The 19,311-nt window shown below is 65.5% G+C and carries 16 protein-coding genes; 15 read left to right on the forward strand and 1 reads right to left on the reverse strand.

What is annotated here, in order from left to right; translation table 11 throughout:
• The first annotated feature begins 20 nt into the window (after window positions 1-20).
• The 15 genes from JYG36_RS20835 (at window position 21) to JYG36_RS20905 (ending at window position 18,848) form a co-directional block, all read left to right on the forward strand.
• Window positions 21-1,109 (forward strand): polyamine ABC transporter substrate-binding protein, encoded by a 1,089-nt coding sequence (locus JYG36_RS20835; protein ID WP_045193519.1) that lies wholly within the window; start codon window positions 21-23, stop codon window positions 1,107-1,109.
• A complete protein-coding gene (locus JYG36_RS20840) occupies window positions 1,106-2,404 on the forward strand; it encodes an NAD(P)/FAD-dependent oxidoreductase (protein ID WP_093386362.1) in 1,299 nt (432 codons plus the stop codon). Before JYG36_RS20835 ends, JYG36_RS20840 begins: the two co-directional genes overlap by 4 nt.
• Before the next feature lie 114 nt (window positions 2,405-2,518).
• Window positions 2,519-2,929 (forward strand): hypothetical protein, encoded by a 411-nt coding sequence (locus tag JYG36_RS20845; protein WP_093386367.1) that lies wholly within the window; start codon window positions 2,519-2,521, stop codon window positions 2,927-2,929.
• Between the two features lie 58 nt (window positions 2,930-2,987).
• On the forward strand, window positions 2,988-3,776 hold the full coding sequence (locus JYG36_RS20850) for a hypothetical protein (RefSeq protein WP_249744374.1): 789 nt from the start codon (window positions 2,988-2,990) through the stop codon (window positions 3,774-3,776).
• Window positions 3,777-3,899: 123 nt separating this feature from the next.
• Window positions 3,900-4,805 carry a transporter gene (locus JYG36_RS20855; protein WP_093386372.1) on the forward strand — a complete coding sequence of 302 codons (906 nt, stop codon included), beginning with the start codon at window positions 3,900-3,902 and terminating at the stop codon, window positions 4,803-4,805.
• Between the two features lie 22 nt (window positions 4,806-4,827).
• Window positions 4,828-5,805: an AAA family ATPase gene (locus tag JYG36_RS20860; protein WP_213602167.1), complete on the forward strand. Its 978-nt coding sequence runs from the start codon at window positions 4,828-4,830 to the stop codon at window positions 5,803-5,805.
• Between the two features lie 10 nt (window positions 5,806-5,815).
• Window positions 5,816-6,766, forward strand: coding sequence for a DUF58 domain-containing protein (locus tag JYG36_RS20865; RefSeq protein ID WP_213602169.1), 951 nt, complete (start codon window positions 5,816-5,818; stop codon window positions 6,764-6,766).
• On the forward strand, window positions 6,763-7,254 hold the full coding sequence (locus tag JYG36_RS20870) for a DUF4381 domain-containing protein (RefSeq protein ID WP_213602171.1): 492 nt from the start codon (window positions 6,763-6,765) through the stop codon (window positions 7,252-7,254). Before JYG36_RS20865 ends, JYG36_RS20870 begins: the two co-directional genes overlap by 4 nt.
• On the forward strand, window positions 7,241-8,245 hold the full coding sequence (locus JYG36_RS20875) for a vWA domain-containing protein (protein ID WP_213602173.1): 1,005 nt from the start codon (window positions 7,241-7,243) through the stop codon (window positions 8,243-8,245). Before JYG36_RS20870 ends, JYG36_RS20875 begins: the two co-directional genes overlap by 14 nt.
• Window positions 8,235-9,812, forward strand: a complete 1,578-nt coding sequence (locus tag JYG36_RS20880; protein WP_213602175.1) for a VWA domain-containing protein — start codon at window positions 8,235-8,237, stop codon at window positions 9,810-9,812. Before JYG36_RS20875 ends, JYG36_RS20880 begins: the two co-directional genes overlap by 11 nt.
• On the forward strand, window positions 9,809-11,104 hold the full coding sequence (locus JYG36_RS20885; RefSeq protein WP_213602177.1) for a BatD family protein: 1,296 nt from the start codon (window positions 9,809-9,811) through the stop codon (window positions 11,102-11,104). The genes JYG36_RS20880 and JYG36_RS20885 overlap by 4 nt, the downstream gene beginning before the upstream one ends.
• On the forward strand, window positions 11,101-12,105 hold the full coding sequence (locus tag JYG36_RS20890) for an HAD family hydrolase (RefSeq protein ID WP_213602179.1): 1,005 nt from the start codon (window positions 11,101-11,103) through the stop codon (window positions 12,103-12,105). The genes JYG36_RS20885 and JYG36_RS20890 overlap by 4 nt, the downstream gene beginning before the upstream one ends.
• A gap of 91 nt (window positions 12,106-12,196) precedes the next feature.
• Window positions 12,197-13,786 carry an arylsulfatase gene (locus JYG36_RS20895; protein WP_213602182.1) on the forward strand — a complete coding sequence of 530 codons (1,590 nt, stop codon included), beginning with the start codon at window positions 12,197-12,199 and terminating at the stop codon, window positions 13,784-13,786.
• Between the two features lie 155 nt (window positions 13,787-13,941).
• Window positions 13,942-16,464, forward strand: coding sequence for a fused MFS/spermidine synthase (locus JYG36_RS20900; RefSeq protein ID WP_213602184.1), 2,523 nt, complete (start codon window positions 13,942-13,944; stop codon window positions 16,462-16,464).
• A gap of 47 nt (window positions 16,465-16,511) precedes the next feature.
• Window positions 16,512-18,848, forward strand: coding sequence for a tetratricopeptide repeat protein (locus JYG36_RS20905; RefSeq protein ID WP_213602186.1), 2,337 nt, complete (start codon window positions 16,512-16,514; stop codon window positions 18,846-18,848).
• Here JYG36_RS20905 and JYG36_RS20910 read toward each other — a convergent pair whose 3' ends face one another.
• Complete coding sequence (locus JYG36_RS20910; RefSeq protein ID WP_176794292.1) at window positions 18,849-19,274, reverse strand: hypothetical protein; 426 nt, start codon at window positions 19,272-19,274, stop codon at window positions 18,849-18,851.
• Window positions 19,275-19,311 lie beyond the last annotated feature (37 nt).

Consider the following 19,311-nt stretch of genomic DNA (forward strand, 5'->3'; position numbering starts at 1 on the left):
CAATTCAAAAAGGTGTCGATATGCGTCCCATGAAAACAGTCGTAACTGCAACCCTGGCGCTGCTGGTCAGCGCCGTGGCCCAGGCCCAGCCCAGTGTCAGCGTGTACAACTGGACCGACTACATCGGTGAAACCACCCTGGCGGATTTTCAGGGCAGCACCGGTATCAAGGTCATCTACGACGTGTTCGACTCCAACGAAACCCTGGAAGGCAAGTTGCTCGCCGGTCGCACCGGCTACGACGTGGTCGTGCCTTCCAACCACTTCCTGGCCCGTCAGGTCAAAGCCGGGGCCTTTCTGAAACTGGACCGCGAGCAGTTGCCGAACTGGAAGAACCTCGACCCGGTGCTGCTCAAGTTCCTCCAGGAGAACGACGCCGACAACCTGCACTCGGTGCCCTACCTGTGGGGCACCAACGGCATCGGCTACAACGTCGACAAGGTCAAGCAGGTGCTGGGCGTCGACCACATCGATTCCTGGGCAGTAATGTTCGAGCCCGAGAACCTGAAAAAGCTCAGCCAGTGTGGCGTGTCGTTCATGGACTCGGCCGACGAACTGTTCCCCGCCATCCTCAACTACATGGGCAAGGATCCGCGCAGCGAAAAGCCTGAAGACTACAAGGCGGCCGAGGCCAAACTACTGACCCTGCGCCCCTACATCACCTATTTCCACTCGTCCAAATATGTCTCGGACCTGGCCAACGGCGATATCTGCGTGGCCTTCGGCTATTCGGGCGACGTGTTCCAGGCCGCCAACCGCGCCAAGGAAGCCAACAACGGCGTGAACATCGCCTACGCCATTCCCAAGGAAGGCAGCAACCTGTGGTTCGACCTGCTGGCGATTCCTTCCGACGCCAGCAACCCGAAAGAGGCCTACGCCTTCATCAACTACCTGCTCGACCCGAAAGTGATCGCCAAGGTCAGCGGCGTGGTCGGCTACGCCAACGCCAACCCGCCGGCCAAGCAGTACATGGACGCGGAGCTGGTCAACAACCCCGAGGTGTACCCACCGCAAGCAGTGCTCGACAAGCTGTACGTGTCCAGCACCCCGACGCCGGCGATCATGCGCCTGATGACCCGCTCCTGGAGCAAAGTGAAGTCGAACAAATGAACCAGTACAGCCCTGAACACGCCCGCTCCTACTACAGCGCCACGGCCCATGACCTGGCGCCCTACCCTGCCCTGGGCGCCGATCTGCAGGCCGATGTCTGCGTGATCGGCGGCGGTTTTACCGGGGTCAACTGCGCCATCGAACTGGCCCAGCGCGGGCTCTCGGTGATCCTCCTCGAAGCCCGGCGCATCGGCTGGGGCGCCAGCGGGCGAAACGGCGGCCAGCTGATCCGCGGTATCGGCCATGAGGTCGAGGGCTTCGCCCGCTACGTCGGCCAGGAGGGGGTGAAGTACCTGCAACGCGCCGGCATCGAATCGGTCGAGGTGGTGGCCGAGCGCGTCCGCACCCACGGCATCGATTGCGACCTGCGCTGGGGCTTTTGCGAACTGGCCAACACCCCGGCGCAGTTCGCCGCCTTGCGTGCCGAGCAGCAAAGCCTGGCCGAGCAGAATTATCGGCATGAAACGCAATTGATCGGGCCTGAGCAGATGCATCAGGTGGTCGCCTCCGACCTGTATGCCGGCGGCCTGATCGACCGCGGCTCGGGCCACCTGCATCCGCTCAACCTGGTGCTGGGCGAGGCACGCGTGGCCGAATCCCTCGGCGTGCGCATCTTCGAACAGAGCCCGGTGCTGGAAATCAGCCATGGCGCCACTGCGCAGGTACGCACCCGGCACGGTACGGTGCGCGCCGGCAGCCTGGTGCTGGCCTGCAACGCGCACCTGGATGAACTGGAGCCGCGCCTGAGCGGCAAGGTATTGCCCGCCGGCAGCTACATCATCGCCACCGAGCCGCTGTCCCAGGCACAGGCCGAGCAGCTGATTCCACAGAACCTGTCGCTGTGCGACCAGAAGGTCGGCCTCGACTATTACCGGCTGTCGGCCGACCGCCGCCTGCTGTTCGGTGGCGCCTGCCACTACTCCGGGCGCGACCCTGCGGATATCGCTGCCTACATGAAACCGAAGATGCTCAAGGTGTTCCCGCAACTGGCCAATACCCGCATCGACTTCCAGTGGGGCGGCAAGATCGGCATCACCGCCAATCGCTTCCCCCAGGTCGGCCGCCTGCAACAGCACCCGAACGTGTTCTATGCCCAGGGCTACAGCGGCCATGGCCTGAACGTCACCCACTGGACCGCGCGGCTGCTGGCCGAAGCCATTCACGCCGGGCACAGCCAGGGCCTGGATGTGTTCAGCGCGGTGCCGCACCTGACCTTCCCCGGCGGCAAGGCCCTGCGCTCGCCGTTGCTGGCGTTGGGGATGTTCTGGTACCGGCTGCGCGAGGTGCTGGGCTAAGGACGGTTAGCCGTCCGACAAACATCCTTCTTTTCCTTGCGACTGACCCAATTGCAGCTACTTTCAGTTAAGTCTTTGTTTCAGCGCATGACAGGCTTCGGAGGGAATCGAAGGATGATTGCAGGTCTCAAGCTCTACCCGCGCCAGCACTGGTTGCTCGGCGCGCTGCTGCTGGCCCTGGCCGGCTGCAGCAACATCGACGCGCGCACCACCGAGTATGTCGGTGCGCCCCACGCCGCCCCCACCAGTGCCGCCAATGTCCAGGTGCTGCGCAGCGAACCGACCCGGCCGCATACCCGGCTCGGTGAAATCGTCGTCGATGCCAGCGTCGAACCACCTCCGCCGATCACCGAGGTCGAGCAAAAGCTGCGCGAGCAGGCCGCCAGCATCGGCGGCGATGCCGTGGTGGTGGTCTACGACCGTATCCAGCCGGTGTCCGCTTACGTCAGCGGCCCGCTGTGGGACCGCGATATCCGCGCCATCGAAGGGCGCAAGCTCAAAGGCATCGTCATCAAGTACCAGTAATCCATGCGGGTTAACCCGTAACAGCGTTTAACTGCGTCACTGATCAGGCGTTCACGCTATGCAAAGGATTCATGCCGTTTGCTTCGCGCTGCCCTGCGCCCTGCTGTTTGCCCAGGCACCACTGGCCAATAACGCCGAGACCGCGAACAAGAGCAACAACCCGCTCAACCTGGCGCCGGGCCTGAACCTTCAGGATTACTACACGCCGTCACTGTACGACAGCAATGCCCATAGCAACGACCTGCTGGTGCGCGGCACCCTGCCGCTGGCCGCTGGCGACTTCCTGCCGGTGCCGCAACTGCTGCGTGCGACCCTGCCGGTCAGCACCCGCCCCGATCCGCACGGTGGCTACAGCACTGGCATCGGTGACCTGAACCTGTTCGATATCTTTCTGCTCAAGACCGAAGGCGTACAGCTGGGCATCGGCCCGCAAATCACCGCCCCCACCGCCGAACACGACGAACTGGGCACCGGCAAATGGCAGGCGGGCCTGGCAGCGGTCGCTATCGATTCCTCGCCGCGCGGCCTGCTCGGTGCGCTGGTGCAGTACCAGAGCTCGTTTGCCGGCGACCATGACCGGGCGCATGTGGAATCGGCCACCCTGCAGCCGTTCATCATCCACAACCTGCCCAAAGGCTGGTACCTGCGCTCCACCGCCACCTGGACCTTCGACCTGAAGAACGACAGCCACTACATCCCCCTCGGCCTGGGCCTGGGCAAGGTATGGAAGTCCGGTAGCAACATCCTCAATGCCTTCGTCGAGCCGCAGTGGACGGTGGAGAAAAAAGGCGATGGCCTGCCGCAGTTCACCGTGTTTGCCGGCCTCAACCTGACCCTTGGCAAGTAAGGAGGACTGATGAACCTGCGCCAGCCGCGCCCACGCCCCATTCAACGCCAGCGCCAACCCGGGCAACGGCAAACTGCCGCTGTGAACGGCAAACAAGCACTAATCGACTGAAGGAGCCAAGCCATGGGTACCCGCCTTACTGCACGTCAAACGGCGTTGCTCGTGCTCACCACCGCCCCGCTGCTGGCCCAGGCAGACAACGCCCGCGACTGGCAGAACATCCCCATCGACCTCAACATGGTCTTTGGCTACTACAACCGCATCGATGCCAACACCCCCATCGACACCGCGCTGCCGATCGACGGCCTGTCGCTGGATGCCGACCTGTACATCCTGCGCCTGGCGCGCTCGTTCGACATTGCCGGGCGCAACAGTGCGATCCAGCTGGTGCAGCCCTATGCCGACGTGTCTGCCTCGTTCGACAACGCTCGCTTTTTCGACGGCACCAAGCACAACGGCGGCATGGGCGATACCCAGATCGTTTTCGCCCACAACTTCTTTGGCGGCCCGGCGCTGACTGCCGAGGAGTTTGCCAACTGGACTCCGGAAACCTTTATGACCGGTGCGCTGTGGCTGACCGTGCCCAACGGCGATTACGACAAGGACCGGGTGATCAACATCGGCGCCAACCGCTGGGTGCTCAAACCGGAAATCGGCTTTGGCACGCCCTTCGGCCCGACCTGGCTGGAGATCAACACCTGGGTCTCGCTGTTCGGCGACAACGACGATTACCTGGGCAACAGCAAGCTTGAGCAAAAGCCGCTGTACGCCGTTGAGGGCCACTACAGCTACACCATCAACCGCGCCTTGTGGGCCTCGCTGGACGCCACCTACAGCGCTGGCGGCGAGACCAGGGTCGATGGCGTCGGCCAGGACAACCAGCAGGAAAACGTCCTGCTCGGCGCCAGCATGGGCTTCATGCTCTCGCCGCAGTTCGGCGGCCTGATCGCTTACACCGACACGGTCTCGGAGCGCAACAAGTCGCCTGATGTGAACACCTGGACCTTGCGTCTGAACTACGCCTGGTAACTGCCATGACAAGGACTGGACCATGAGCGCCCTGACTGACATCAACGCCCTGCACGCCGCCATCGCCGAAACGGTACTTGGCCAGGACCAGGTGATCCGGCAGATCCTGATCGGTCTGTTGGCCAACGGCCACGTATTGCTCGAAAGCCTGCCGGGCCTGGCCAAGACCCGCACGGTCAAAGCCCTGGCCCGGCACCTGGACGCACAGATGAGCCGCATCCAGTTCACCCCCGACCTGCTGCCCTCGGACATCACCGGCGCCGAGGTGCTGCAGCAGGTCGGCGGCCAGCATCAGGTGCACTTCCAGCCCGGGCCGCTGTTCGGCAACCTGATCCTCGCCGACGAGATCAACCGCGCCCCGGCCAAGGTCCAGGCCGCCCTGCTCGAAGCCATGGAAGAGCGGCAGATCACCGTCGCCGGCAACAGCCACAAGCTGCCGGCGCTGTTCATGGTCATCGCCACCCAGAACCCCATCGAGCAGGAAGGCACCTACCCTCTGCCTGAGGCGCAGATGGACCGTTTTCTGATGAAGGTGCTGCTCGACTACCCGGCACCCGACAACGAAACCCAGGTGCTGCAACTGCTGCGTCAGGAAGAGCAGCAAGCGGCGGCGCAGACTGCGGCCAATACCTTCAGCCTGGCCCAGGACGCGATCTTCCAGGCGCGCCAGGAGATCGCCGCGATCCATGTCGCGCCGGCCATCGACCGCTACCTGATCGACCTGATCAACGCCACCCGCCACCCCGCCGACTACGACCCGGAGCTGGCCCGCTGGCTGCAACTAGGCGCCAGCCCGCGCGGCGGGATCAGCCTGGATCGCTGCGCGCGGGCCGATGCCTGGCTGCAAGGCCAGGACTTCGTCTCGCCGGACAACGTCCGGGCGATGGTCCACCCGGTGCTGCGCCATCGCCTGCAACCAAGTTACGACGCGGTGGCAGATGGCGTTGGCAGCCAGCAGATTCTCGACCGCCTGCTGGACAAGGTCGCCATTCCGGCATAAGGAGCAGGCCATGGCGCTCAAGGCGCAAGCAGCCGACGGGCTGGTGTATGTGTCGCTGGCCCAGTTGATGGCCCTGGAGGCCGATGCCCGGGGCTTGAGCTTTCTCGCCCGCCAGCCACGGGCCAGCGTGCTGGCCGGCAGCCATGCCTCGCGCCTGCGCGGGCGCGGCCTGAACTTCGATGAGCTGCGCCGCTACCAGCCCGGCGACGACCTGCGCCACCTCGACTGCAAGGCTTCGCTGCGCAGCGGCACGCCGATCGTGCGCACCTTCACCGAAGAGCGTGACCGCCCGGCGTTGCTGCTGATCGACCAGCGCATGTCGATGTTCTTCGGCAGCCAGCGCAGCTTCAAATCGGCCATCGCCGCGCAACTGGCCGCGCTGGCGGCGTGGATGGCGCTCAGAGCCGGCGACCGCGTCGGCGCCTTGCTGTTCAACGACCAGAAGATCGAAAGCCTGTCGCCGTTGCGCAGCCGCAGCCGGGTCCAGGCCATCTGCGCGGCCACCGCGCGCTTCAACCAGGCGTTGGAAGCCCAGGCTCCGGAAAGCGACTCGGCGCAGAGCCTGGACACAGTCCTGCAACGCTGCCTGAGCCTGGCCGCCCACGATCACCTGATCTGCATCATCAGCGATTTTGCCGGTGCCAGTGAACGCACCCTGCAGCAGCTACGCCAGTTGCGCGCGCACAACGATGTCATCGCCTTGCAGGTCTATGACCCGCTGGCCCTCGACCTGCCGCGCGCCGGGCGCATGCTGGTCAGCCAGGGCCAGTTGCAGATCGAGCTTGCCGTCGAGCGCCGCCAGGTGCACAAGCCATTGAGCGAATTTCTGCGCGCACGCCTGCAGGAGGTGGCCGCACTGCTGCGGCGCAGTCAGGTACCGTTGCTGATGTTCAGCACCGCCCTGCCCGCCAGCGAGCAACTGCGCCTGGAACTGGGCAAGCGCCAGGGGCATTGGTCATGAGCAGCGTGCGGCCAAGCATCGACCAGCTCAAGGAACTGGCCCTGCCGCCAGCCCCCAGCTACCTGCCGCAAACCTGGGGCTGGGCAGCCCTTGCGGTGCTACTGCTGGCTGCACTGCTGATCTACGGCGCCTGGCGTTATCGGCGCTGGCGGCTGAACCGCTACCGGCGCGAGGCACTGGCGCAACTGACGCTGATCGAGTCGCGCCTGGCAGACCCGCAGCAGCATCTGGCGGCCCTGCGCGAACTGCCCGAGCTGCTCAAGCGTGCGGCCTTGTCGATGCCGGCCAGCCCGGCTGTCGCCGCTTTGCGCGGTAGCGACTGGCAAGCTTTTCTCAATGCCCACAGCCCCACAGCGCTGCCTGCGGATTTCGCCGAACAACTGGCGCACCTGGCCTACGCGCCGGACAGCCGCTTGCAAGGCAGCGATGCGCAGACGCTGCTGCATCAGTGCAGAACCTGGGTGGAACACCATCATGTGGCAGTTTGACTACCCCTGGTTGCTGCTCCTGCTGCCGCTGCCGCTGCTCGGCTACCGCTGGCTGCCGCCCTACGAAGAGGCCCGCAGCGCTATCCGCGTGCCGTTCTTCGCAGCCATCAGCCGGGCCAGCGGCCAGGCACCCGGTGTGCCCGGTACCCGCCACAACACCTGGCAACTGATTCTGCACTGGCTGCTCTGGGCCTTGCTGACTGTGGCACTGGCACGCCCGGTGCTGGTCGAACCGCCGCAGCAGCATGAACAGCCGGTACGCGACTTGATGCTGGCGATCGATATCTCCCAGTCGATGCAGACCGTCGACCTCAAGGACGCCAACGGCCAGCCGGTGTCGCGCATGAGCGCAGTCAAGGCGGTGGTTCAGGACTTCATCCGTCAGCGCCCCAAGGACCGCCTCGGCCTGGTGGTGTTCGGCAGCGGCGCTTACCCGCAGGCGCCGCTGACCCTCGATCACGCCAGCCTGGCCCTGCTGCTGGCGCAGACCGATGTCGGCATGGCCGGCCCCAACACCGCCATCGGTGACGCCATCGGCCTGAGCCTGAAACTGCTGGAGCAGGCCAAGGAGCCGGAAAAGGTGCTGATTTTGCTCACCGACGGCAACGACACCAGCAGTGCCATCACCCCCGCCCATGCCGCCGCCATGGCTGCCGCGCGTGGGGTGGTGATCCACACCATCGGCATCGGTGACCCTCAGGCCGAGGCCGAAGCCAAGGTCGACCTGCAGAGCCTCGAACAGATCGCCACGGCCACCGGCGGGCGGTTTTTTCGCGCCGCTGACCGCGATGCCCTGCAGCAGGTCTACACCACCCTCGACCAACTCACCCCGCACCAGGTCAAGACCCTGACCCACCAGCCCAAGCGCGACCTGTTCTGGCTGCCGCTGGCGGCGGCGCTGCTGATGTTCAGCACCTATCACCTGTTGGCCCTGCTGTTTTCGCTGCGCCCGCGCATTAACCCTGCAAAGGCTGCCAGGCATGGACATTGACCTGCACAACCTGCATTTTATGCGCCCGCTGTGGCTGTGGCTGCTGCTGCCTGGGGTGCTGCTGCCGCTGGCCTGGTACTACCGCCGGCAAACCCTCGCAGCCGGCCACAGCAACATAGCCGCGCACCTGCTCAAGCATTTGCGCCTGGACGGCCATGACCGCCATTTGCTGCGCCCGGTGCACCTGGCCAGCGCCTTGCTGATCCTCGGCGCCGTGGCCATGGCCGGGCCGAGCTGGGAACAGGACCGCCCGGAGTTTCTCGACAACCGCGCGCCGTTGATTCTGGCCCTGGACCTGTCCGGCTCGATGGACGCCAGCGACATCGCCCCCAGCCGCCTGGAAGCGGCCAAGCACAAGCTGCACAGCCTGATCGAGCGCCGCCAGGGTGCCGCCACCGGGCTGATCGCCTATGCCGGCAGCGCGCACCTGGTGCTGCCGGCGACCCGCGACCCGGCCTTGCTCGACAGCTTTCTCCAGGCCTTGGCCAGCAACCTGATCGAGCAGCCGGGCAAGAACGTGCTGGCGGTGATCGAGCAAGCCAGGGCGTTGGTTGCCGCCGAGGATGGCCCGGCCACCCTGGTGCTGCTCAGCGATGGCGCCGACCGCAGCCAGTTGCCGCGACTGGCCAAGGCCCTGCAGGGCACCCGCCTGCAGGTGCTGGTGCTGGCCGTGGGCAACAGCGACGACGGCCTGATCAAAGGCCCCGACGGCCAGCCCCTGAGCGACAGCCAGGGCCGTCCGCAACTGGGCCGCTTCGACAAGGACGGGCTCAAGCAACTGGCCTCGGCACTGGACGCGCCGCTGGGCAGCCTGACCCTTGATGACGATGACCTGGACTGGATCGAAGCTCATGCCCAGGCACATTTCGACGACGCCAGCGCCGACCCGCAGGCCCTGCACTGGAAAGACGCCGGCTACTGGCTGTGCTGGCCGCTGCTGGTGCTGGGGTTCCTGTGCATTCGTCGCGGCTGGAGCCTGAACTGGAGCGCCTGCCTGCTGCTGGGGCTGTTGCTGCCAGTCGACGGCGCCCGTGCCAACGCCCTGGTCGATGCCTTCCTCACCCCCGACCAGCAGGGCCGTTGGGCCTTCGAGCATCATCACTACCCGGCCGCTGCCGCGCACTTCAGCGACCCTTACTGGAAAGGCATCGCCGCCTACAATGCCGCCGACTACGACCTGGCCCTGGCCAGCTTCGCCCGCTTGCAGAGCGCTCCCGCCTATTTCTACCTGGGCAACATCTACACCCGGCGCTTCAAGTTCGACCAGGCCATCGCCGCCTACACTGAAGCCCTGCGCCTGCAACCGGAGTTTGCCGAAGCAAAAGCCAACCTGGCCCTGGCCCAGGCGCTGGCAAAAGACTACGACTCGGCGCAAGAGAACGCCCCTGAGGTAAAGCCTGATCAGGTGGCCTACGACAAGCCGGCCGGCAAAGGCCCGAGCAAACAGGTCGAAACTCCACAGGCCGGGTCCGATGAACTGTGGCTACAGAACCTGACCACCTCGCCGGCAGATTTCCTGCGGCGCAAGTTCAGGCTCCAGGACCAGGCGCCAGGGGGCACGCAATGAAGCACCTGGTGTTGCTTCTGGCCCTGTTCAGCAACGGCCTGCTGGCCGCCGAAGCGCAGTTGCGCGTGCAGGCGCAACTGTTGCCCGACGACTCGGCAGTGGTCGGTGAAACCGTGCAACTGCAACTGGACGTGCTCACCGACACCTGGTTCACCAGCGCCCCGCAACTGCCCGAGCTGAACCTGCCGGGGGCCCTGGTGACACCGCCGGCAGGCCAGGCCGAACACCTGACCGAGCGCCAGGGCGACATTCCCTGGTTCGGCATGCGCTACCTGTACCAGCTTACCCTGCAACAGGCCGGTGACCTGCAACTGCCGGCCTTGACCGTCACCGCCACCCCGGGCAATGCCCTGGCACCGTTGAACGCCAGTAGCCAGCCGCTGCTGCTGCACGTGCATCTACCGGCCGGGGTTGATGCCGGGCAGCAGGTGCTGGTGGCCAGCCAGGTGCGCTTGAGCCAGCAGATAGCCCCGGCCAGCGGTGATCTGAAGGTCGGCGACAGCCTGACCCGCAGTATCACCCTGCAGGCCGACGGCGCCCTGAGCCTGATGCTGCCGGTCACCCCGCTTGACCACGTCGCGGGCCTGAGCCGCTACCTCAAGACCCCGCAGGTCACCGCGCTCGATGATGGCCGCGGGCATGCACTGGGTGGCCAGCGCATCGACAGCGCCAGCTACCGCATCGAAAAACCCGGCACGTTCCAGCTGCCCGCGCTGCGCGTGCAATGGTGGAGCACCCAGGACCAGACCCTGCACAGCGCCGAACTGCCGGCCATGCGCTTCACCGCCAGCGCCAACCCGCAATACCAGCCGCCGTTCTCGGTCACCGAAGACCTGCAACGGCTCGGCCAGCAATCACGCCTGCACCTGTCCCGGCATTGGCTGACAGCGGCGATCATTGGCGCATTGTTAGGCCTGCTCGCACTGCTCGTCCGTCGCTATGGCGACCAGGGCCGGACTGCCCGGCAGCGCTGGCAAGCTGCCCGCAAGGCGCGTCGCGAAGCCTCTGCCGCCTATGCCTGGCAACAGGTAGCCGGGCAACTGCGCCAGCGCCCGGCGCAACTGAGCGCCCTGTACCTGTGGTGGCGGCGCAGCCAGGGCCGGCTGCGCCTGGCCGATGCCGATCAGGCTTTGCTGCGCCAGTGCTATGGCAGCACCAGCCAGGCAGCACCGGAAGCATTCATCCCGCACCTGCAACAAACTCACCGGCCCACCGCCCGGCACACCCGCACCAGCGCTGACGCACAGGCCTTGCGCCCGCTCAACCCCATACACGACAAGGAGTTGCCATGAACCTCAAGCCTCGCCAGCCACTCTGGCTGATGCTCTTGCTGTTGCTGCACTGGCCCGCGCTGCTGCAGGCCGCCGAGCCCTTGCCCAGTTGGCGCGATGGCGCCGCGCGCAGCGCGATACTGAGCTTTGTCGAACAGGTCACAAGCCAGGGCTCGAAGCAGTTCGTGCCCGCCGAACAGCGCATCGCCGTGTTCGACAACGACGGCACCTTGTGGAGCGAGCAGCCGGCGTACTTCCAGCTGCTGTTCGCCTTCGACGAGATCAAGCGCATGGCCCCCGAGCACCCTGAATGGAAAGACCAGCAACCGTTCAAGGCGGTGCTCGAGAACGACCAGAAAACCCTGGCCGCCGGCGGCATGGACAGCCTGCTGAAGATCGTCGGGGCGACCCATACCGGGATCAGCACCGAGACCTTCATCGGCCGCGCCAAGGCCTGGCTGGCCAAGGCCCGGCACCCGAAAAGCGGCAAGCCGTACAGCGAGATGATCTACCAGCCGATGCACGAGCTGCTCGATTACTTGCGCAGCCAGGGCTTCAAGACCTACATCGTTTCCGGCGGCGACACCGCCTTCATGCGCGCCTTCGCCGAAGAGGTCTATGGCATCCCGCCGGAACAGGTGATCGGCTCCAGCTTCATCACCGCCTACCAGGTGGTCGACGGCAAACCGCAAGTGCTGCGCACCGCCAAGATCGCCCACAACGACGATGGCCCCGGCAAGCCGGAAAGCATCGACGCGATCATCGGCCGACGGCCGATTTTGGCCTTTGGCAACTCCGACGGCGACCTGCAGATGCTGCAGTGGACCGCCGCCGGCGACGGCCCGCGGTTCATGGGCCTGGTGCATCACACTGACGCTGCGCGGGAATGGGCGTACGACCGCGACTCAAAGGTCGGGCGCCTGGACAAGGCGCTGGATGAAGCCAAACGCCAGGACTGGACTATCGTGGATATGGCTGCCGACTGGGCACGGGTATTCCCTTTCGAGGCCACCTCGAAATGAGCATGTGCAGTGACGCTGTCAACGAACAACGCAGTGAGCAACTCATTGGCCGCCGGCTGGCGGTCTGGATCGCGAAAGGGAGGCAAGTCGAATGACTGGCAAACGCAGATGGATACCGACGTTCGCATTGATCGCGGCCTCGGTGCTGGGCATAAGCGCGGGGGCCGCCAATGCGGCGGACAAACCCAACATCCTGGTGATATTCGGTGACGATATCGGCCAGACCAACATCAGTGCCTATTCGATGGGCGTGGTCGGCTACAAGACCCCGAACATCGACCGGATCGCCAAGGAGGGCATGCTGTTCACCGATTACTACGCTGAGAACAGCTGCACCGCCGGCCGCTCCAGCTTCATCACCGGGCAGACGCCATTGCGTACCGGGCTGTCCAAGGTCGGCGCACCGGGGGCGCCCGTGGGCCTGCAGGACCGCGACATCACCATTGCCCAGGCGCTCAAGTCGCTGGGTTACAGCACTGGCCAGTTTGGCAAGAACCACCTGGGCGACAAAGACGAATACCTGCCGACCAAGCACGGCTTCGACGAGTTTTTCGGCAACCTCTATCACCTCAACGCCGAAGAAGAACCCGAGCGCCCGTACTGGCCCAAGGATCCCAACGACCCTTACGTGAAGAACTTCAGCCCGCGCGGGGTGATTCACGCCTTTGCCGACGGCAAGATCGAAGACACCGGCGCGTTGACCACCAAGCGCATGGAAACCATCGACGATGAAACCACCGCCGGTGCCCAGGCGTTCATCAAGAAACAGGTCGAGGCCGACAAGCCGTTCTTCGTCTGGATGAACACCACGCGCATGCACGTCTACACCCATGTGCGGGACTCGATGAAAGGGCAAAGCGGCATGCCTGGCAACGAGTACGCCGACGGCATGCTCGAACACGACGGTGACGTCGGCAAGCTGTTGCAGACCCTCGATGAGCTGAAGGTCGCCGACAACACCATCGTCGTCTACACCACCGACAACGGCCCCAACCAGTTCTCCTGGCCGGACGCCGCGACCACGCCGTTTCGCAGTGAAAAAGACTCCAACTGGGAAGGCGCCTTCCGCGTCCCGGCGATCATCCGCTGGCCCGGCAAGATCAAGGAAGGCACGGTGTCCAACGAGATGTTCTCGGGCCTGGACTGGTTCCCGACGCTGCTGGCCGCCGCCGGTGCGCCGGATGTGAAAGACAAACTGCTCAAGGGTTGGGCACCAAGCACGGGCGGCAAGAACTTCAAGGTGCACCTAGACGGCTTCAACCAGCTGCCGTACCTGACCGGGCAACAGCCTAAAGGGGCGCGCGACGAGTTCTTCTACTTCAACGATGACGGCGACCTGGTGGCCATGCGCTGGGGCGACTGGAAGGCGGTATTCTGCGAACAGCGCCGGCCAGGTGGTTTCGAAGTCTGGCAGGACCCGTTCGTGTGCCTGCGGGTGCCGAAGATCTTCAACCTGCGCATGGACCCGTATGAGCGCGCCGACGTGGTCTCTGACCAGTACAACGACTGGCTGGCGAAGAACGTCTACCTGACCGGTATCGCGACCATGAAGGCGACGATGTTCCTTGAAACCTTCGTCGACTACCCGCCAAGCCAGCACCCGGCGAGCTTCAGCATCGACCAGGTGCGCAAGCAGGTTGACGCCAAGATCGAAGAGAAAATGAAGCAGAACAAGCAATAACCCTGCACGCCCGCCAGCGGCTTCGGGCCGCTGGCGGGCGCGCTGTTTGCAGCCAGAACATTTCGGCCTGCTGACTGGCATTTGCGCTGCTAGGCTCAAGCACTGCCAGTGCGCTATACCGCACTCTCTGCCGATCACTACAAGGCCTTCGCCCGATGCCGGTTGCCAGCACCTCCCGACGCCGCAAAGCCATTCCCGTATCCGCCGCCCAGACCCTGCCTCGCGTGTCCCTGGCAGCCCTGTTGCTGCTGGCTTCCGGCGCCGCAGCGCTGATCTACCAGGTGCTGTGGATCAAGCAGCTGTCGTTGGTGGTCGGTGTCGAGGTGTATGCCATTACCGCAGGCATCAGTGCGTTTTTCGCAGGCCTGGCCCTCGGCGGTTTGTGGCTGGGGCGGCGCGCTGATGGCCTGGCGCGGCCACTGGCTTTTTACGCCGTGCTCGAAGTGGCGGTGGCCGTACTCGGCATCGCGGCCACGTTCGGCCTGAGTTGGGCCGCCGGGCCTTTCGCGCGCCTGGAAAACAGCATCGGCCTGCTCGCCTGGAGCCTGCCCTTCGCCCTGGTCGGCATCCCGGCCCTATTGATGGGCGGCACCCTGCCGGTGCTGGTACGCGCCGTCACCGCTGATGTCGAGGCCGTTGGCCGCGCGGGTGGCCAGCTGTATGCCGCCAATACGGCGGGCGCCATCATCGGCACCCTGCTTGCCGCCTTCGTGTTGATCCCGGCCCTGGGCATCCGTGGCAGTGCCTGCGCCGCCGCCGTGCTCAACCTGCTGGCCGCAGCCGGCGCCTTGTGGCTGGCCCGTGGCAGCACACCCTGCGCCCCTGCAGCCTGCGTCAGGCAGCCACGCACGGGCTCAAGTTATCTGGCGTTGACGCTGTACGCCGTGGCCGGCGGCATCGCCCTGGGTTACGAAGTGGTCTGGTCGCAAGCCATTGTCCAGTTCATGAGCACCCGCACCTTTGCCTTTGCCGTGGTCCTGGCCACCTACCTGGGCGGGCTGGTGCTGGGCAGCGCGCTGTATGCCCGGCGTGCCGACCGCATCGGCGACCCGTGGGGCGCCTTCGCCGTGCTGATCGCTGCGGCCGGGCTGCTGGCACTGCTGGAAATCGCCGGCCTCGGGCGCTGGCTGATCGCCCTGCAAAGCCAGGCCGAAGCAACGGTGCTGGCCCTCGGTGGCAGCGCCCTGGCCGGCATGTGCGCACGCTTCGCCGTGGTCGCGGTGAGCATCGTGTTCTTGCCCACCACCCTGCTCGGCGCAGCCTTTCCGCTGGCCTTGCGCCTGGTCAGTGAGCAAGGCCATGTCGGCCGCGATGTCGGTTCGGTGGTGGCCTTCAACACCCTCGGCGGGATTGTCGGGGTCATGCTTTGCGGCTTTGTGCTGGTGCCGCAACTGGGCCTGGTGCGCACCCTTGGCCTGCTCGCGGTGCTGGCGGCGCTGGTGGCCTTGCTGGCGGTACTGCGCGGTGAACGGGTCGCCAGCACCAAGCGCCGCACGGTGTTCGTGCTGGGCATTGCCAGCCTGGCGATGGCCTGGCTGACCCCTGCCGAGCGCCTGGCGCAGCTGCTGCCCGGGGCGCGCAACAGCGAACTGGTGTTCTATCAAGAGGGCCGCGGCGGTACGGTGGCGGTGGTCGAGCAGCAAAAGCCCCAGGGCAGTTTTCGCCGTCTGTACATCCAGGGCGTGTCCAACACTGGCGATGCCATGCCGTCGCTGCGCTACATGCGCCTGCAAGCCTTGCTGCCGTTGCTGATCCACAACGGCGAACCACGTTCGGCGCTGGTCATCGGCCTGGGCACCGGCATTACCGCCGGCGCCCTGCTGCGCTATCCGGGCCTTGAGCAACGGGTGGTGGCCGAACTGCTGCCCGGCGTGGTCAGCGCTTCGGCGCTGTTTCAGGGCAACTACAACGCCGCCAGCGACCCGCGCCTGCAGGTGCGCCTGCGTGACGGGCGCCGCGAGTTGCTGGGCAATGCGCAACGCTACGACCTGATCACCCTCGAGCCACCGCCGCCGTCGGCGGCCGGCGTGGTCAATCTGTACTCGCGCGACTTCTACCGGCTGGCCGCCAGCCGCCTGAATACGCAAGGCCTGCTGGCCCAATGGCTGCCGTTGCCGACCCAGAACGACGAAGACAGCCGCGCCCTGGTGCGCAGTTTTCTCGATGTGTTCCCCTATGCCTCGCTGTGGACCACCGAGTTTCACGAGATGCTTCTGGTCGGCTCGCAGCAACCGGTGCAGCTTGACCTGGCGAGCATCAGCGAACGCCTGCGCCAACCCGAAGTACAGAGCAGCCTGGCCCAGGTCGGCATCGATTCCGCTGCCAGCCTGCTCGCTACCTGGGTCACCGACCGCGACGGCCTGGAGCGTTATGCCGGTGATGTCGCAGCGGTAACCGACGACCAGCCGCGCATCGAGTACGCGCCCTGGGTGCGTAGCGACGAGATCACCCGGGTGCTGCCGGCGCTGATGGCATTGAGCAGCCCGGTACCGATCCAGGGCGCCGATAGCTTGTTCCGCCTGCAACTGGGCGAACAGCGCCAGCGTCTGCAGCGCTTTTACCAGGTCGGCCTCACGGCTTACCGCGGCCAGCGCGAAGCCTGGGCCCGGCAAGTGCGCGAGGTGGCCCGCGAAGATGGCCAGAACCCTTATTTTCGCTGGTTCCTCGGCTTGCCCTGAGGCGTGCGCACAGCACGCCCCTCTTTCATCGGATCACGGAAGTCTGCATGTCGAAAGATCGTCGCAAGCGTACCGATACCCCGCCGGCCACTGCGCCGGCGCGTCGACTGTTCTGGCCGCTGCTGGCAGCGTTGGCGCTGTTACTGACGGTGATTGCCTGGCTGCTGGTCGAGCAGAGCGCGCCGCTCACCGCCGCCAGCACCGCGCCAGCCCCGATCGTTGCGCCAGTGGCCCCGGCGAGCCTGGTTGACGAGGCCCAGTGCCAGGGCTGCCACCAGGCCCAGAGCAAGCAGTGGCAGGGCTCGCATCACCAGTTGGCGATGCAGGTCGCCAGTGCCGAGACGGTGCTAGGTGATTTCGCCGAACGCAGCTTCAAGGCCGAAAACGAGGTCACCCGCTTCTTTCGCAAGGGCGGGGATTTCTGGGTCAACACTCCCGGTGCAGACGGGCGTAACCAGGATTATCGCGTCGCTTATGCCTTCGGCATCGAGCCGCTGCAGCAGTACTTGATCGACACCGGCGAAGGCCACCTGCAAGCCCTTGGCGTGGCATGGGATACACAGAACAACCGCTGGTTCCACCTTTATCCGGGCCAGGGCGTGGACTTCAAGAACCCGCTGCACTGGAGCAAGCCGCAACAGAACGCCAACTTCATGTGCGTGGAGTGTCACACCACCGGCTTCAAGCGCAACTTCAACGCCGCCAGCGGCGCCTTCGACAGCCAGTGGAACAGCCTGGGGGTCGGCTGCCAGGCGTGCCACGGCCCGGCCTCCAACCATGTGCAATGGGCGGGGCAAAAGCCCGCCAAGCAAGCCAATGCCGGTTTCAGCCGCAGCCTGGCCCATAGCGACAACATCAGCGAAGTGCAAACCTGCGCCCGCTGCCACGCCCGCCGTGCACCGCTGGGGGATGGCTTTCACAGCGACCGCACGCTGATGGACGACTACCTGCCCAGCCGCCTGACCCGCGAGCTGTATGCCCTGGACGGCAAGATCAAGGATGAGGTGTTCGAGTACGGCGCCTTCAGCCAGAGCAAGATGTTCGCCAAGGGCGTACGCTGCAGCAACTGCCACGACCCGCACAGCACCCAGCTCAAGGTAGCGGGCGATGGTGTCTGCCTGCAATGCCACAACCCTGCCGGCAAGAGCGCAGTGGCCGGCATCGATGGCAGCGGTTTGCAGGCCAAGGACTACCAGTCCATCGAACACCATCGGCACAGTCCCGGCCAGCCGGGTTCACAATGCGTGGATTGCCACATGCCGGGCAAATTCTACATGGTCAACGACTGGCGCCATGACCATGGTTTCAGCATTCCGGCACCGGCCCAGGCATTGCAACTGGGCACCCCCGACGCCTGCCTGGGCTGTCATAAATCCAGCCCCGGCCAGCGCATCGCCGAACAGTTCCGCCTGTGGTACGGCAAGGACGGCGGCAGCACTTACGCCAGCAGCCTGGAGCGCTTGCGCAGCGGCAAACCCGGCGCCGCCCAGGCGCTGCTGGAGCAGTTGCAGGACCGGCAACTGCCGGCCATCCGCCGCGCCACCTTGCTCGCCGAACTGGCCAACTACCCCAGCGAGCAGAGCTTCAAGGCTGCCGCCCGCGAGCTGAAGAACCCCGCGGCGCAAGTGCGCCTGAGCGCCCTTGAAGCAGTGGCGGCGCTTATGCCTGCCGAGCAGCGCGCCGACCTACTGGCACCGCTGCTGCGAGACCCGACACGGGCGGTGCGCATCGCCGCCGCCCATGCCTTGCTGGCGGCCCGGGCTGCGGGCCTTGGCGTGCATGAAGCGGCCTTCGACAAGGCCATCGGCGAGTACGAGCAGGTGCAGTTGAGCCTGCTGGAGCGCGCCGAAGCCAATCTCAACCTGGCCCAGCTCTATCAGGCCAGTGGTCGTGGCGCCGAGGTCGAAGGTTACCTGCGCAGCGCGATCCGGCGCGATGCCGATTTCCTCCCGGCACAGGTAGCGCTGGCGCAATGGCTCGACAGCCAGGGCCGCAGCACAGAGGCACGGGCCGAGCTTGACCAGGCCTTGGCCCGGCATCCGCAAGCCGCCCTGCTGCACCAGGCCAGCGGCCTGGCGCTGATTCGTCAGGGCCAACGCGAGGCGGCGCTCAAGGCCTTTCGCCAAGCCGTCCAGCTGGAGCCCGAGAATGCTGGCTTCGGCTATGTGCTGGCGGTGGCCCTGCATGACCAGGGGCAGCCAGCCAAGGCCCGCGAGCAACTGTGGCGCAGCCTGCAACAGCACCCCTACAACCGAGACCTGCGCCTGGCGCTGATGCACTACCTGCAACAAGAACACAAACCCGCAGAAGCCGCGCAACTGCTCGATGCCCTGCGCCAGATCAACCCCCACGACCCGCTGCTGCAGGCCAGGCCCAATGGCTGATCAGGCCACCGGCTGCTGCGATGCCCGCCCTGTGGTCAACAGGCTCAAGGCCAGGTTATGGGCCAGCGCCGCCCCGGGGACGGCGTGCACCGGCACGCCATAAACTGCTGCCAATACCGGTGCCAGGCCGGTCAGTTCGGCAAGGTTGCCCGGCTGCCCGGTTGCCGTCAGGACCATGCCCCGGCACCACGACGCCAGCCACTGGCGCTGGCCCTTGAGCCACAGCACCAGACGCTTGCGCGCCTGCAAGTCGTCCTCGGCCGCTGGCGGCATGGGCGGATAGACCAGGACAAACTCACGGTTGCGCGTCAGCAGCGCTTCGACCTCGACAATCCAGCGCTCTACCTCGTCAAGATTGGCAGGCATGGACTTGACGTGAACCAGCGGAAACTCACCGGCATCGAACAGAACCCATTGGTTGAGCATCATCGTACACCTCGATTTAATACTGTACTGTACGATA

The sequence above is a fragment of the Pseudomonas sp. SORT22 genome (genome assembly GCF_018417635.1).
GTDB lineage: Bacteria > Pseudomonadota > Gammaproteobacteria > Pseudomonadales > Pseudomonadaceae > Aquipseudomonas.

What these genes read in the sequence shown, in the direction of transcription:
- JYG36_RS20835 (WP_045193519.1), top strand. Translation starts at nt 21, where the DNA reads ATGCGTCCCATGAAAACAGTCGTAACTGCAACCCTGGCGCTGCTGGTC.
- JYG36_RS20840 (WP_093386362.1), top strand. Translation starts at nt 1,106, where the DNA reads ATGAACCAGTACAGCCCTGAACACGCCCGCTCCTACTACAGCGCCACG.
- JYG36_RS20845 (WP_093386367.1), top strand. Translation starts at nt 2,519, where the DNA reads ATGATTGCAGGTCTCAAGCTCTACCCGCGCCAGCACTGGTTGCTCGGC.
- JYG36_RS20850 (WP_249744374.1), top strand. Translation starts at nt 2,988, where the DNA reads ATGCAAAGGATTCATGCCGTTTGCTTCGCGCTGCCCTGCGCCCTGCTG.
- JYG36_RS20855 (WP_093386372.1), top strand. Translation starts at nt 3,900, where the DNA reads ATGGGTACCCGCCTTACTGCACGTCAAACGGCGTTGCTCGTGCTCACC.
- JYG36_RS20860 (WP_213602167.1), top strand. Translation starts at nt 4,828, where the DNA reads ATGAGCGCCCTGACTGACATCAACGCCCTGCACGCCGCCATCGCCGAA.
- JYG36_RS20865 (WP_213602169.1), top strand. Translation starts at nt 5,816, where the DNA reads ATGGCGCTCAAGGCGCAAGCAGCCGACGGGCTGGTGTATGTGTCGCTG.
- JYG36_RS20870 (WP_213602171.1), top strand. Translation starts at nt 6,763, where the DNA reads ATGAGCAGCGTGCGGCCAAGCATCGACCAGCTCAAGGAACTGGCCCTG.
- JYG36_RS20875 (WP_213602173.1), top strand. Translation starts at nt 7,241, where the DNA reads ATGTGGCAGTTTGACTACCCCTGGTTGCTGCTCCTGCTGCCGCTGCCG.
- JYG36_RS20880 (WP_213602175.1), top strand. Translation starts at nt 8,235, where the DNA reads ATGGACATTGACCTGCACAACCTGCATTTTATGCGCCCGCTGTGGCTG.
- JYG36_RS20885 (WP_213602177.1), top strand. Translation starts at nt 9,809, where the DNA reads ATGAAGCACCTGGTGTTGCTTCTGGCCCTGTTCAGCAACGGCCTGCTG.
- JYG36_RS20890 (WP_213602179.1), top strand. Translation starts at nt 11,101, where the DNA reads ATGAACCTCAAGCCTCGCCAGCCACTCTGGCTGATGCTCTTGCTGTTG.
- JYG36_RS20895 (WP_213602182.1), top strand. Translation starts at nt 12,197, where the DNA reads ATGACTGGCAAACGCAGATGGATACCGACGTTCGCATTGATCGCGGCC.
- JYG36_RS20900 (WP_213602184.1), top strand. Translation starts at nt 13,942, where the DNA reads ATGCCGGTTGCCAGCACCTCCCGACGCCGCAAAGCCATTCCCGTATCC.
- JYG36_RS20905 (WP_213602186.1), top strand. Translation starts at nt 16,512, where the DNA reads ATGTCGAAAGATCGTCGCAAGCGTACCGATACCCCGCCGGCCACTGCG.
- JYG36_RS20910 (WP_176794292.1), bottom strand. Translation starts at nt 19,274, where the DNA reads ATGCTCAACCAATGGGTTCTGTTCGATGCCGGTGAGTTTCCGCTGGTT.